The organism is Flavobacterium sp. WC2509, from assembly GCF_052683105.1.
In genome coordinates this window covers 2,100,471-2,116,011 of record NZ_JBQZFG010000001.1, presented here as the reverse complement: position 1 = coordinate 2,116,011, position 15,541 = coordinate 2,100,471, and the positions used below count along the sequence as shown (strand labels likewise).

The following is a 15,541-nucleotide window of genomic DNA, read 5'->3' as shown; positions in this document are numbered from 1 at the left end:
GCATAAAAATGTTTTTCCATAATTGATAACATTTATATAACTAATGACAAAATAGAACTTTGTTATATTAGGATGGAATTAAGCCATAGGATTTAGTTAAATTGCAGTGTTTTTTTGAACTTTAAAATACTCTAATGAAACTATATCCTATAGAAACAGGCAATTTTAAACTCGACGGAGGAGCCATGTTTGGTGTGGTGCCTAAAACCATTTGGAACAAAACCAATCCAGCGGATGAGAATAATTTAATTGATATTGCCGCACGTTGTTTGTTAATTGAAGATGGTAACCGATTGATTTTGATTGATACAGGGATGGGAAACAAACAATCTGACAAGTTTTTTGGGTATTACTCGCTTTGGGGAACGCATTCTATGGATAAATCGTTGGCTAAATATGGTTTTCATCGTGATGATATTACCGACGTTTTTATGACGCATTTGCATTTTGATCATTGTGGCGGAAGCGTGCAATGGAACAAAGACAAAACAGGATATGAACCTGCTTTTAAAAATGCAAAATTCTGGAGCAACGAAAATCATTGGGAATGGGCCACAAAACCAAACGCAAGAGAAAAAGCTTCATTTCTTTCCGAAAATATTTTACCAATGCAGGAAAGCGGTCAGCTTAATTTTATTTCGAAACCCGAAGGAGATTTTGAAGTATCTAAGGAGTTGGGATTTGGAATTTTTTATGCCGATGGTCACACCGAAAAACAAATGATTCCACACATTCAATACCAAGACAAAACGATTGTTTTTTGTGCCGATTTATTGGCAACAGCTGGGCACTTGCCTTTACCTTATGTAATGGGATATGATACTAGACCCTTATTGACGATGCCAGAGAAATCAAAATTCCTAAACGCCGCTGCAGATAATAATTACTATTTGTTTTTGGAACACGATGCTCATAACGAAATTATAACGGTTGAACATACTGAAAAAGGAGTTCGATTGAAGGAGCGATTTAGATGTGAGGATGTTTTTTAGATTCAGGATAAAGTAATCTAACAAACCCCCATTTTCAAAGCACTTTGAAAATAGGGGTTTTGTTTTGAAGTAATGTCTTGAGTGTTTGGGAGTTTAGTTGGTTTTAAATTTCCATACTTGACCAACAGTTTCTCCTCCTTTATTGTCTTTAACTACTACTTTCCAAAAGTATTCTTTTGCTGTGACTAAAGGAACATCTAGCATTTTTGCCGTTATGTTTTGACTAACTTTTGCCGTTGGAGGATTTGTAGTTCCAAAATATACATCATAAGTAAGTACGTCTGTTGCATCGACATCAGTGGCATCCCATTTTAATGTTGCTGTAGCTGTTGTCAATACGGTATTTATAGTAGGATTAAGCAGATCTGGAGAAAACGGTAAATGATTGATTACAGCATCGCCCGAAGTGTAGAATTTATAAGTTGGTGAATAATTACTAGACAGCCCATTGCTGTCTGTTGCTTTTATTCTCCAATAGTAAGCCATGTTTTTTTCTAACAAAATGGATTGAGAAAGGTTTGGACCTTCAGTAGTTTTTACAATTTGCGAAAACGTATTGTCTTTTGCTATTTGTATTTGATAGATTATGGCATCTTGATTAGCATCTGTTGACTCATTCCATTGAAAAGTAACTGAATTATCTACACATAATTTATTGTCTGTTGGTGAAATTGATATAGGAATTGTTGGTGCTGAGTTTGTCTCATCATCTCCGCCACTTCCACAAGAAATATATAATAATCCAACTATTGAAAGGTATATAAAATTCTTCATTTTTAATTTTTTATGATTTTTAGATAATCAGTATTGTCTAATTGAATTTTGGCAACATAAGTCCCAGAAGGTTGGTCTACAAGTGAGAGTTGTGCTTTTTCGTTTTCGATAGTATAGGTTTTGCTTGAAATTAAATGACCGTCTAAAGAGTATAAAGTTATCACTACTTCTTTTCTAGATGTTGGCAATTCAATATCAAAATTACCCGATGTAGGATTTGGATAGGCAAAAACCGCTCCATCTAAATTAGTTATAGCTGAGGTATAAATTCCTTCACAAGCTTTGGCTGTTTTCACTTCTAGCAATTCTCCTTTTTTTGTTTCTACAGAAAAATAGGAATCAGTAGTCTTAAATTGTTCTATACCGTCTACAAAAACTGTATAAGGAGCTGTTCCTTCAGTAATTTCTACAGCCACTTTTTTGGAATCCCTAGTCGATTTTCCCGTAATAGTTGCTCCTTTTGCAATTGTAACTGTGAAGATTTGTTCAAAAGTTTCACCAGTAATAGAGATAGATACTGTGTATGTACCAGGTGTCAGATTAGGTAACTTTAAGCTATTGTTAGTAAAAGTATATGATTGACCATTTATACTAGCTTTATAAGCATAAGTTGCAGTTGCGGTAATGTTAATTTCGCCATTATTTGAGCCAAGACAGGTTTCTCCTTTTGACTCAACAGTAAAATTGTTTGAGGGTAAAGGAAGTGGGCATTCTACATTATTAAAAGTGGCAATAGCATCTTTTCTGTTTGACCAATTGGCATTAGAATAAGTTACATCATCCACAAGAATACAATATAAGTTTGGATTTCCGACAAGGTATATATTAGCATTTTTTAGCAAATTATTTTGGCCGTTTTTTAGATTTAAACTCTGAAGTTTGTTTGAAAAACAATATAAAAAATTTAGTGATGTTTTAGAAACATCCAGAGAAGTCAATTGATTAAAATGACACTCTAAATGGCTTAAAGCTATATTTTTAGAAACATTCAGAGAGGTTAATTTGTTATTGTTGCAATATAAAGTTGCTAAATAGCTATTTTTAGAAACATCAAGAGTAGTTAATTTATTACTTTCACAATTTAAATAATTTAAAATTACATTTTTAGAAACATCAAGAGTGCTCAATAGGTTATTAAAGCATATTAAACTTTCTAAAGAAACATTTATAGAAACATCAAGAACGGTTAATTGATTGCCGTAGCAATATAGAGTTCTTAAAGTTAAATTTTTAGAAACATCAAGAACGGTTAATTGGTTGGCGTAGCAATATAAATATACTAAAGAAACATTTTTAGAAAGATCAAGAGTGGTTAATTGATTGGCATAGCAAAATAAATTTACTAAAGAAACATTTTTAGAAACATCAAGTGTAGTTAATTTGTTATTATTACAATCTAAAACAGTTAAAGCTGTATTTTTAGAAACATCAAGAGTAGATAATTGGTTATCCGAGCAATTTAATGATTTTAATTGTACATTTTTAGAAAGATCAAGAGTGGTTAATTGGTTTGTGATACAATTTAGAGTAGCCAAGGCTACAAAATTCTCAATTCCTGTCAAATCTCTAATTGATGATGAATACACATTGAGTGAGGTCAAATTGTTAATGCTACTGGTCAACACTCTTCCATCAATCGTTCCGAAGTCAATCCCTTGATCAATTAAACTACGTTCAAAATTTGTATCTGGAATAAGAGTGTATTGCTCTGTTCCTTTAACATACACTTGCACATCATCAATAAAAACATTGGATGCGGTATTGTCAAAAGTAAATAAGGAAATACTAAAGTCATAGGATAAGCTTTTATCAGGTGTAAAAGTGGTTTCTTCCACAGTCCATTGGCTGTTTGTTGCAAGAATAGTACTTGAGAGTGTTATTGCGCTTCCATTTTTGCTAATATTTAAGTTTATGGGATGTTGATTGCTAGGGTATATATGCTTATATTTAAATCTTACAGTATAAGTCGTTCCAGCAACCATAGGTACTTGAATTGAAATTTTTGGAGCAAGTGTGTTGTCTAGAATTGCTAGACTAAGACTTTTGAAGCCTTCAATATAGTCATTAGCCCTGTTTAGACTTACATAATTCTCTGTTGTCCAACTGTCTAGAGTTGTGCTGTTCGTCCAGGTTTCGAATCCATTGTTTGGCACCAAATTGATTTGGGAAAATAAATTCAAAGTACAAAATGTAAATGCAATAAGTAATTTTGTTTTCATAGGTTAAACTTATTAATAAGTAGCTACACAAGATTACAAATTCCATTTTATTTCACATAATTTTTTTCAGAATATACTCATGTTTTTGTTTTTTTACAATTAAAATCTCTTTCATAAGCATTTTATCATAAAAAACCGTTAATGATTGCGTAACTTTCAATTGACTTCCACTATTTTTGAAATTGATTAGTAAAATGACAAAACAGATGAAAAAAATAAACTTAACCTCATTAGCATTACTTACCGCTTTGTCTGTATGTCTTTCGGCTAATGCACAAACAGCAACTACATATACTGCCAAAAAAGGAGCACTAAGCGAAACTGAATTACAAAGATGGTCGCATTTAGATTTGGCCAAAGACAGTATTCCAGGAATGAGCGTAGATAAAGCTTATGCCGAATTATTAAAAGGCAAGAAAGGTGTCAAAGTTATTGTTGGAATTGTAGATTCTGGTGTAGATATTGACCATGAAGATTTACAGGGAGTAATTTGGACAAATAAAAAGGAAATTGCCGGAAACGGAAAAGATGATGATAAAAATGGATACATCGATGATATTCATGGTTGGAATTTCCTAGGGAATGATGTGCATGAAACACTAGAAATGACCCGAATTGTAAAAAAAGGGGATGACGGTTCGGCGACTTATAAAACTGCTTTGGAGGCCTATACTAAAAAATACGACAAAGCGATGAAGGATAAACAGCAGGTCGATTTTTTGATGGCTACCGACAAAGCGATTCAAACCAATTTGGGTAAAGAAAACTATACTATCGAAGATTTAAATGGAATCGTTACTACAGATCCTGATTTGAGCAAAAGTAAAATGATTATGACTCGTATTTTGACCAATGCTGGACCAAAATTTAGAGATGAAATTAAAGAGTACAGCGATTACGTTTATGATCAGCTTAATTATAATTTAAATAAAGAGCTTGATAGTCGAAAAGTGGTTGGAGACAATATCGATGATATAAAAGACACTAAATACGGAAACAATACTGTTTATGGTCCAGAAAAAGAAGAAGTGCTTCATGGAACTCACGTAGCTGGAATTATTGCACAAGTAAGAGGTAACAATATTGGTGGAGACGGAGTTGCTAATAATGTAGAAATTATGGCCGTAAGAGCAGTTCCAGATGGAGATGAATATGATAAAGACATTGCATTAGCAATTCGTTATGCTGTAGATAATGGTGCCAAAGTCATTAACGGTAGTTTTGGAAAAAGTTTTTCTCCACACAAACAATGGGTTTATGATGCTATAAAATACGCCGAAAAGAAAGATGTATTATTTGTTCATGCCGCAGGTAACGATGGTCAAGATGTTGATTTACCCGAAAATGCAAATTTTCCAAATGACTCCGAAGACAATAAAAAAGAATTTGCTTCGAATGTACTTACGGTAGGAGCTTTGAATAATCAATACGGGAATAGTGTAATTGCTGAATTTTCAAATTATGGAACTTTTAATGTAGATGTTTATGCACCAGGTGATGAAATCTATGCAACTATTCCAAACAATAAATACAAATATTTACAAGGAACATCGATGGCTTCACCAAATGCTGCCGGAGTTGCTGCTTTGATTCGCTCTTATTATCCAAAATTATCTGCCAAACAAGTAAAACAAATATTGATGGATTCTGGAACACCACTTCCACCTCAAGTTCTTTTGGGCGAAAATCAAGAATCTAAACCTGCAGCTAGTTCTTCGAAATCAGCAAAAATGGTCAATGCTTATAATGCGTTATTATTGGCAGAGAAAATGACTAAAAAATAATTGTAACTTCCGATTAATCAAATGGGAGAGCCAAAAAACTCTTCCATTTTTTATTTATAATGCCATGCATAAACTACTACTTTTATTTCTATTTCTTTCCGTAAGTGTCGGTAATCTATTCGCTCAAAAAAAGGGTTATTGGCAACAACATGTCGATTACAAAATGGACGTGACTATGGATGTGAAAACCTATCTGTACAAAGGGAAACAAGAACTGGTTTATACCAACAACTCTTCAGATACCTTAAAAAAAGTGTATTACCATTTATATAACAATGCTTTTCAACCGGGAAGCGAAATGGATGCCAGACTTCAAACTATCAAAGACCCTGATGCCCGAATGGTGACAAAAACTAAAGTGGATGGAGTTGATGTAAAAGAAAGCCGAATCAAAAACCTTAAGCCGGATGAAATTGGATATCTCAAAATTTCTAATTTCAAACAAAATGGAGTTGCAGCTGTGGCTAAAGAAGTTGGAACCATTCTTGAAGTGACTTTGAGAAAGCCAATTTTACCAAAATCAAAAACAACTTTCACACTAGATTTTGAAGGTCAGGTACCTGTTCAAATTCGTCGTTCTGGTCGAAATAACGCAGAAGGAATCGAATTATCAATGACGCAATGGTATCCAAAAATAGCTGAATTTGATTTTGAAGGCTGGCATGCAGATCCTTATATTTCTAGAGAATTTCATGGTGTTTGGGGCAATTTTGATGTAAACATAACCATTGATGCAGACTATACTTTAGGAGGTTCTGGCTATTTGCAAAATCCAAACAAAATTGGTCACGGGTACCAAGATGCAGGAGTTACTGTAACCTATCCTAAAGATACAAAAACATTAACCTGGCATTTTATTGCGCCAAATGTTCACGATTTTGCATGGGGTGCCGATAAAAATTACCAACACGATATCGTAAAAGGACCTAATAATGTCGATTTGCATTTCCTTTTCAAAAACACGCCAGCAGTGGTCGAAAATTGGAGAAAAGTAGAGCCTCAGTTGGTAAAAGTGATGGATTTTTATAATAAAACCGTTGGCAATTATCCATACAAACAATATTCATTTATTCAAGGAGGAGATGGCGGAATGGAGTATGCAATGTGCACGCTAATGTTGGGTAACGGAACTCCAGATGGAATTCTAACAACCGCATCACATGAGTTGGGGCATTCTTGGTTTCAGCATATTTTGGCATCCAATGAGTCCAAACATCCCTGGATGGACGAAGGGTTTACCACTTATATTGAGGATTTAGCGTTGAACGAACTCAAAGCCAAAAAAGAAGAAAACCCATTCAAAGGAAATTATTTGGCCTATTACAAATTAGTTGAATCTGGGAAGGAGCAACCGCAAAGTACTCATGGAGATCGCTATGACGAAAACCGCCCGTATTCTATTTCTTCTTATATAAAAGGAAGTATTTTCTTGTCGCAATTGATATATGTAATTGGGCAAGACAATCTGAATAAAACGGTCAAAAGATATTACCAAGATTTCAAATTCAAACATCCATCTCCAAATGATATTAAGAGAACTGCCGAACGTGTTTCGGGGGCTAATTTAGATTGGTACTTGGTAGATTGGACGGAAACTTTAAACACCATTGATTACGGAATTAAAGAGGTTAAAGAAAACGATAATAAAACAACCATAACGCTAGAAAGAATCGGAAGAATGCCAATGCCGATTGACCTATTGGTAGAATATGTTGATGGAACTAAAGAAACTTTCTACATTCCGTTGCGTATGATGAGTTTTGAAAAAGAAAATCCAACGCCAGATATCAAAAGAACGGTGTTAAACGATTGGACTTGGGCAAACCCAATTTTCGAATTTAATATTGAAAAACCCAAAACAACTATTAAGAAAATCACCATCGATCCTAGTGGTTTAATGGCTGATATCAAACAAAATAATAATGTTTACGAATTGAAGTAAGTAACATAATTTAATAAAAAAGCCTCATTTAAAAATCTAATGTTTTAAATGAGGCTTTTTGTTTATTATCATTTGGAGGTGCCACCTTCCTGATAAATGGGCTAAAATTCTTTGCGGGTATAGGCCCATTTATCAGGAAGCTGTCGGGCTATCCGTGCTACTTTGGTAGCTTACTTCTATCCCTCACCCGGCCAGAACGGTAGTTAAAGATAGACGTTCTTAGCTGTTTTAAAGTGATTGCCTACTAAGAACGTTAGTAGTAATTTTTGTAAAAAAATCGAAAAAACTTGAACGCAATACCAATTATTGGTATCTTTGATAAAAAAATTATGGCACGAAATACATCAATATTATTAGGAGACTATTTTGAAAAATTTATCAATGAACAAATTTCTTCAGGTAAGTATAGTTCAGTAAGTGAGGTTGTTAGAACTGCTTTAAGAGTTTTTGAGCAAGAAGAAGCTAAAACAAAATCTCTAATCAATGAATTGAAAATTGGCGAAAAGAGTAATAAAATCAGAAATTTTGATCGCAATAAAAATCTTGAAATGCTAAAAGCTAATTTTCAAAAATAATGTCAAAGTATATAATTAGTGAAAAGGCATTAGAAGATATTAATAACATTTGGATTTATACGGCAGAAAATTGGTCAGTTGAACAAGCAGATAGATATTATAACTTAATTATTGACGAAATTGAATATATCGCACGTAATTTAGATATGGCTCATGACTTTGAAAAAATTAGAAAATCATATAGATATTCAAAAGTAAAATCACATTTAATTTTCTTTAAAAAAGACAATATTAATGAAATTGAAGTCGTTAGAGTTTTACACGAAAGAATGGATATTGAAAACAGATTAACAGAATAAATAAAAAAAAGCGACTGCTATTTGCACAACCTCGCCAAGGGACAAAAAGATAGGCGAGCCTATTGAAATTAGAGTCATGCCTATTCAAAAAACAGGCAGCACTTATAAAAATAAGAGCAGTGCCGTAATAAAGCAGAGTATAAAAAAACCAGACTATTTTTTAGATAGTCTGGTTTTTAAATATCAACCTAAAAAACAGTTAATTCAACTGTATCTCATTTGTAGTTTTACGTATAATTAGTTAATTTTTCAAATCTTTTTCTTCACTCAAATGTCTAATAATTTCAGCAATAAGCCCTGTCCATCCGGTTTGATGATTGGCACCTAAACCTTTTCCGGTATCTCCATCAAAATATTCAAAAAATAAGTGATTTTTATTGAAAAGAGGATCATTCTGAAACTTTTTGTATTCACCATACATTGGGATTTTTTTACTCACATCGGGAACAAATAACGCCAATAAACGTTTGGCAACACCTTCTGCAGCTTCTTGTAAATTGACCATATTCCCAGAATTATTTGGAAATTCTACTTTGAAGTCTTTCCCATAATACCCATGAAATTTTTCTAAAGAGTCCAAAATTAAATAATTCATAGGGAACCAAATCGGACCTCTCCAATTAGAATTACCGCCAAACATATCTCCAGTGGCTTCGGCTGGGGTATAATCTACCTGAATGGTTCCGCCATCATGTTTAAATTTATAGGGGTTTTCTTTGTGGTATTTAGAAAGAGAGCGTATTCCAAAATCAGACAAAAATTCTTTTTCGTCAAACATACGCTTGAGTATCATTTTCATACGATGTCCTCTAAGGGTAGAAAGCAAACGCGTTTCCCCTTTTCCAGGGTTGTACCAACTAGAAACTAAACTGGCTAAGTCAGGACGGTTTTTCAAAACCCAATCCACGCGACGTCTGAATATAGGGAGTTTTTCCAGTAAATCGGGAGTTAAAACTTCGACAGCAAATAATGGAATAAGTCCCACCATCGAACGAATTTTTAGTAATTGAGCATCTCCATTTGCTTTATGGAGCATGTCATAATAAAACTGGTCTTCTTCGTCCCAAAGACTAATATTATTGTCTCCCAATGATTGCATTGCCCCAGAAATATGAAGAAAATGCTCAAAAAATTTGGAAGCCATATCTTGATAAACAGGATTTTTTAGTGATATTTCACAGGAAATACGCAACATATTTAGGCAATACATCGCCATCCATCCGGTCCCATCAGCTTGTTCTAAATGACCTCCTGTTGGTAAATCGGCAGAACGATCGAATACCCCAATATTATCCATTCCGAGGAATCCACCACCAAAAATGTTCTTTCCGTCTTTATCTTTCAAATTCACCCACCATGTAAAGTTGAGTAGCAGTTTATGAAAAATACGTTCCAAAAACACAGTATCTCCAACGCCATTGTTGGCTTCTTTATCGATTTCATATACTTTCCAAGTGGCCCATGCATGAACAGGTGGATTCACATCCGAGAACGACCACTCATAAGCTGGAATTTGTCCGTTCGGATGCATATAATATTCGCGCAGAATAACCAATAATTGTCTTTTGGCAAAATCAGGATCCAATCGTGCCAAAGGCAAGGTATGAAAGGCAAGATCCCAAGCGGCAAACCAAGGATATTCCCATTTGTCTGGCATGGAGAGAATGTTGGAGGTATACATGTGTTTCCATGTACTATTGCGGCCTTCTTTTCGGCCAACTCCTGGTTTTGGTGTCGATGGATCGCCCTTTAACCATTCAAAAACATTGTAATAATACCATTGTTTAGTCCAAAGCATACCCGCGTATGCTTGGCGTTGAATGGATTTTAATTTTTCGTCTTTTACACCTTTTTGTATACCGTCGTAAAATTCGTCAGCATCTTCTATTCTTTTCTCGAAAATGGTATCAAAATCTTCAAAGGGGTCTTTTGGAGTAGTATTGGTAAATCTAAGGCGGTATACTTTCTTGCTATGTGCAGGAATTATATCATCATAATGAACAGATGCTTTGGTACCAGTTGCCTCTGGATTTACGCTGGTTTTTTTATTATGAATAATATAATCATTAATTCCGTCTTTAGCATAAAGAGATTGAGCAGGAGATTTATACAATTTTTCATAATTGGTTTTATTGTCGCAAAACAAAAGTTCTTTAGCATTCTCTGCATACAAATTGAAGTTACCCACCAATCGATGTTCTACTTCTATGTGTGATTTTCCAACACCCGTTAACATCGGTTTGTGTTTGTAATTTTCATAACCCCAACTCCAAGTGTTTCTAAACCAAATAGTAGGAAGTAGCGTAAACGGAGCTGCTGTTCTAGAGCGATTTTCAACCGTAATTTTGATTAAAATGTCTTGCTCATCGGCTTTGGCGTGTTCTATAGTAATATCAAAATATTCATCTTTATCAAAAACACCTGTATCGAGTAATTCGTATTCGGGTTCTAGTCGACTCCTTTTTTTGCTTTCTTCAATTAATTTTTCATAAGGAAAAACAGCATGAGGATACTTATACAGCATTTTTTGATAAGAATGCGTTGGAGTAGCATCCTGATAATAATATATTTCTTTTACATCCTCACCATGATTGGATTCGGAGGGTGTTAATCCAAATAAACGTTCTTTTAGGATACGGTCTTTGTGGTTCCAAAAAGCAAAAGCCAAACAAATATGTTGTTTATTATCTGAAATTCCAGCAATACCTTCTTCTCCCCAGCGGTATGCTTTGGAACGAGCCATGTCATGAGTAGTACTTCCCCATGCATATCCACTTTCAGAGTAATCTTCTCTAACTGTTCCCCACTGTCTTTCGCTTAAATAAGGACCCCATTTTTTCCAACCTTTGTTATCGGTTCTTAATCCTAATCGTGCTTTTTCAGCGCCTTTTCCGCTATCACTTTCTGACATACTCTTACTGATTTGATTCTTGTTGCAATTTAATTAAAACACGCGTAAAAATTCCTATAGAATCGATAAAAATCAGGAGTAATAATTAATCAAACTATTTTTAAAATTGTTTTATTTATTGAATTGCTATAAACTTCGAATTTGTTGAGATTTCTTTTATCTGATTGGATTCTGAATAAGGATTTTTATAGGTTAAAAATGTTTTAATTAAAACATAAATCACTTAACATCTACAACTATTTTTCCAGTTTTGATTCCGCTAGTTTTAGCTTCAAAAGTTAATTTTCCTGCTTTTTCACTTGCTTGTAAAATGGCGGTTAATTGTCCATTAAAAAGATGCATTTTTGGTAAATGAAAAAGATCTAAACAAGTAGGATCACCATTCGCCGAAGCTTTATAATTACCCGCCCCACTAGTACTAAATTGAATTAGACTTTGATCGGTAGGACATAATCTACCAGCTGCATCAACCATTCTCACAGTGACGTAAACCAAATCTTTTCCATCAGGCTGCATTTCAGTGCGATCTGGAATTAACTCCAGGTGATGCGCTTTTCCTGCGGTATAAATGGATTTTTCAGCGACTTTTTTTCCGTCTTTATCAAAGGCTACTACCTTAACCTCTCCTGGTTCATATTTAACATCCATCCACATCAATCGGTAACGGCTTTGTTTTGTAGCATCGTTTTTTGTTTGCTTACCATAACTTTTTCCATTTACAAATAATTCGGCTGTTGGGTAATTGGTATAAACAAAAACCGGAACGTTTTGACCTTCTTTTCCTTCCCAATTCCAATGCGGTAAAATATGCAAGGTTTCAGAATTTTTATTCCAAATACTGCGGTATAAATAATAGCGATCTTTTGGAAGACTTGCCAAATCAATGATTCCAAATAGCGAACTATGGTTAGGCCAAGCATTAATACTATATGGATTTGGTTCGCCTAAATAGTCAAAACCTGTCCATACAAATTGCCCTAATGTCCAAGTTTTGTCATCTGCCATTGCAAAATCTTCGTCGGGTAAATTAGACCAACTACAATATTCAAAATCGTAGGAAGAAGATTGGTGATCATCATAAACAGCATCTGATTTTTTCTCAACAGGGAATTTATAAATTCCACGAGAACTTACGGTTGAGGTAGTCTCAGAACCCAAAACCATGTTTTGTGATAATTTGCGGAAAGCTTCATCATATCTGTTTACACGGTAATTAAAACCAGGAATATCAATCATATTGGCAAATCCATTTTCTAAAACACAAGAAACTTGATCCATTCCGCAAGTTACTAAGCGGGAAGGGTCTTCACGGTGGCAAATGTCTTGAAGAAACTTGGCTACTTTATAACCTTCCGGACTGCATTGAGTTGGCACTTCGTTACCAATACTCCAAAGGATTACACTGGCATTATTGCGGTAATGGTGCAGCATATTGACCATATCTTTTTCTGCCCATTCTTTAAAGAAACGATGGTAGCCATTTTTACATTTGGCTTTATCCCATTCATCAAAAGGTTCTATCATCATCATAAAACCCATTTCGTCACATAAGGCTACCAATTCTGGAGCTGGCATATTGTGTGCGGTACGAATAGCATCGCAACCCATATCTTTTAGAAGTGTTAATTGACGACGCAAAGCAGCTACATTGATAGCAGTTCCTAAAGGTCCTAAATCATGATGATTGCAAACTCCTTGAAATTTACGTTGCTCGCCATTCAGAAAAAATCCTTTGTCGGCAATGAATTTGATATCTCTAACTCCAAAACGAGTGGTATAGGTATCGACTAATTGGTCTTTTAGATACACATTTGACACCGCCTGATATAAATTAGGAGATTCTGGTGACCATAAAGTAGGATTGTTTACAATGAAATTTTGAACAAATGCTTCGCCATGATTCAGTTTTCGAGTATCGTTTTTTGATGAAACTGTTTTACCGTTTTTATCAATAATTGTAGTTTCAATTCGGATTTCGGATTTATTGGGTACATTTTCTAATTTAGTTTCTAAACGTACCGAAGCATATTCTTTGGATACAAAAGGAGTCGTTAGATACGTTCCCCAAACAGGAACATGTATAGGATTAGTGATTATCAAATGGACATTGCGGTATAATCCTGCACCCGGATACCAGCGAGAAGATTGATCTTTATTCTCTAATCGAACCGAAAGCAGGTTTTTTTGACCGTCATTAGTCAATAAATCAGTAACATCAATAGTAAAGGAATTGTATCCATAAGGCCAAAAAATAGCTTCTTTGCCATTAACCGAAACATGAGCCTCACTCATAGCGCCATCAAAAACCAGACTGATGCGTTGTCCTTTTTGGTAATTTGGAATATTGAAAGAGGTTCGGTACCAACCCACGCCCATATAGGGTAAACCACCAGTTCTTCCTGTTTGTCTTTTGGCTTCTTTTTCTTCATTTTGGGTAATAGCGACTTTTTGTACGTCGTTATTTTCGTCAAATGGACCGTAGATTGCCCAATCGTGCGGTATCGTTACGGTTTCCCATTTTTGGTCTGAAAATCCTATTTGGTTCGCTTCTTTGAAATCGCCTTTTGAGAATTTCCAGTTTTTGTCTAATAAAATGGATTTTCGGATGTTTTGTGCATTACTAAAATGGAAACTTAGAATACTCAAGAGTAGTAATAGGAATGTTTTTTTATTATTCATTTGTAGCTATTTGTAGTTTTTGATTTGGAGTCGTTGCATTTTGTTATGCAGTCCTGTTAATTTCAATTTCCAGCTGTGAAATATAGTATAAAACTTTGGATTTTTATATATTTTGCTTAGGCTGGTGTAAATAGTTACATCGATGTTGTTGTGCGTGAGGGATAGAAATAAGCTACCGAAGTAGCATGGATAGCCCGACAGCATCCAGATAAAAGGGCGTATAAGCGCAAAGTGAAATAGCCCTTTTATCTGGATGGTGGCACGCCCAAATGATTTTAAAGTTTATTTTTTGTGGTATTGTGGACTTAGATTTTTTAACATTTCGATTGTCATTGTTTCCAAATTAAATTGGTGATTCCAGCCCCAGTCTTCTCTGGCGCGGCTATCGTCTATATTTGCTGGCCAGCTATCGGCGATTTTTTGGCGAAAATCGGGATTGTAGGTTACTTCGAGTTCTGGAATGTGTTTTTTGATTTCGTTAGTTATTTCGGCAGGAGTGAAACTCATTGCGGCGAGATTATAGGAAGAACGAATCTTAATTTGCTCAGCGGGTGCTTGCATGATAGTGATGGTGGCGGCAATGGCATCGTCCATGTACATCATGGGCATTTTGGTTTCGGAATTCAAAAAGCACTCATATTTTTTGTCACTTAGCGCTTTATGGTAAATGTCTACGGCATAATCGGTAGTGCCTCCGCCGGGAAGTGTCGTCCAGCTAATTAACCCTGGGTAACGAATGCTTCGAACATCGACTCCAAAATGAGTGTGATAATACTCGCACCATCTTTCGCCAGCTTGTTTGCTAATACCATATACGGTCGAAGGCTCCATGATGGTATATTGTGGTGTGTTTTCTTTGGGAGTTGTTGGTCCAAAAACAGCGATGCTAGAAGGCCAAAATACCTTTTTTATTTTTTTGGCTTTTGCTAAATTCAAAACATGAAATAGCGAATTCATATTCAGATCCCAAGCAAAGGCAGGATTTTTTTCGGCTGTTGCAGATAGTAAAGCCGCCATCAAATAGACATCGGTAATTTGATGAATTTCGACTAAATGTTCAATTTGGTTAAAATCTAAAGCATTTATTACTTCGAAAGGACCCAAATTGACAACATCGTTATTCAGTTTTCGAATATCAGAAGCAATCACGTTATCGGTTCCATAAATTGCTCTGAGTTGATGTGTTAGTTCAGTGCCTATTTGACCGCAAGCGCCTATAATTAAGATCTTTGGATTCATGATGAATGGATTTGAATAACAAAGATAACGATTTCGTTAAATATCACATTTTAATCAATAAAGTTACAAAAATCACAAAATCGTTTTTTAAATGTAGATTGTTTGTCATTTTTGGTTCTTTAAATTC

10 protein-coding genes are annotated in these 15,541 nt (G+C 34.8%); 5 read left to right on the top strand and 5 right to left on the bottom strand.

Features of this window, described 5'->3' with window-relative positions:
* Window positions 1-134 precede the first annotated feature (134 nt).
* Window positions 135-992, top strand: coding sequence for an MBL fold metallo-hydrolase (locus ACUN3A_RS08870; protein ID WP_445550931.1), 858 nt, complete (start codon window positions 135-137; stop codon window positions 990-992).
* A 93-nt stretch (window positions 993-1,085) separates the two neighbouring features.
* On the opposite strand, the gene ACUN3A_RS08865 is transcribed toward ACUN3A_RS08870, so the two are convergent.
* Both ACUN3A_RS08865 and ACUN3A_RS08860 read right to left on the bottom strand, forming a co-directional pair.
* On the bottom strand, window positions 1,086-1,766 hold the full coding sequence (locus ACUN3A_RS08865) for a hypothetical protein (protein WP_445550930.1): 681 nt from the start codon (window positions 1,764-1,766) through the stop codon (window positions 1,086-1,088).
* A 2-nt stretch (window positions 1,767-1,768) separates the two neighbouring features.
* Window positions 1,769-3,985 (bottom strand): leucine-rich repeat domain-containing protein, encoded by a 2,217-nt coding sequence (locus ACUN3A_RS08860; protein WP_445550929.1) that lies wholly within the window; start codon window positions 3,983-3,985, stop codon window positions 1,769-1,771.
* A gap of 206 nt (window positions 3,986-4,191) precedes the next feature.
* On the opposite strand from ACUN3A_RS08860, the gene ACUN3A_RS08855 reads away from it, so the two are divergent.
* From ACUN3A_RS08855 to ACUN3A_RS08840, 4 genes are all read left to right on the top strand, one after another.
* Entirely contained in the window at window positions 4,192-5,769 is a 1,578-nt protein-coding gene (locus ACUN3A_RS08855) for a S8 family peptidase (protein WP_445550928.1), read from the top strand.
* A 64-nt stretch (window positions 5,770-5,833) separates the two neighbouring features.
* On the top strand, window positions 5,834-7,711 hold the full coding sequence (locus tag ACUN3A_RS08850) for a M1 family metallopeptidase (protein WP_445550927.1): 1,878 nt from the start codon (window positions 5,834-5,836) through the stop codon (window positions 7,709-7,711).
* A 329-nt stretch (window positions 7,712-8,040) separates the two neighbouring features.
* A complete protein-coding gene (locus ACUN3A_RS08845) occupies window positions 8,041-8,286 on the top strand; it encodes a type II toxin-antitoxin system ParD family antitoxin (protein WP_445552827.1) in 246 nt (81 codons plus the stop codon).
* Window positions 8,286-8,585 (top strand): type II toxin-antitoxin system RelE/ParE family toxin, encoded by a 300-nt coding sequence (locus ACUN3A_RS08840; protein ID WP_445550926.1) that lies wholly within the window; start codon window positions 8,286-8,288, stop codon window positions 8,583-8,585. Before ACUN3A_RS08845 ends, ACUN3A_RS08840 begins: the two co-directional genes overlap by 1 nt.
* A 241-nt stretch (window positions 8,586-8,826) precedes the next feature.
* On the opposite strand, the gene ACUN3A_RS08835 is transcribed toward ACUN3A_RS08840, so the two are convergent.
* The 3 genes from ACUN3A_RS08835 to ACUN3A_RS08825 all read right to left on the bottom strand — a co-directional run bounded on the left by ACUN3A_RS08835 (window position 8,827) and on the right by ACUN3A_RS08825 (window position 15,414).
* Entirely contained in the window at window positions 8,827-11,496 is a 2,670-nt protein-coding gene (locus tag ACUN3A_RS08835) for an MGH1-like glycoside hydrolase domain-containing protein (protein ID WP_445550925.1), read from the bottom strand.
* 219 nt (window positions 11,497-11,715) lie between these two features.
* Window positions 11,716-14,175 (bottom strand): DUF4982 domain-containing protein, encoded by a 2,460-nt coding sequence (locus tag ACUN3A_RS08830; RefSeq protein ID WP_445550924.1) that lies wholly within the window; start codon window positions 14,173-14,175, stop codon window positions 11,716-11,718.
* Between the two features lie 282 nt (window positions 14,176-14,457).
* The gene (locus ACUN3A_RS08825; protein ID WP_445550923.1) at window positions 14,458-15,414 is read right to left on the bottom strand and encodes an L-threonine 3-dehydrogenase; all 957 of its coding nucleotides are present in this window, start codon (window positions 15,412-15,414) and stop codon (window positions 14,458-14,460) included.
* Window positions 15,415-15,541 lie beyond the last annotated feature (127 nt).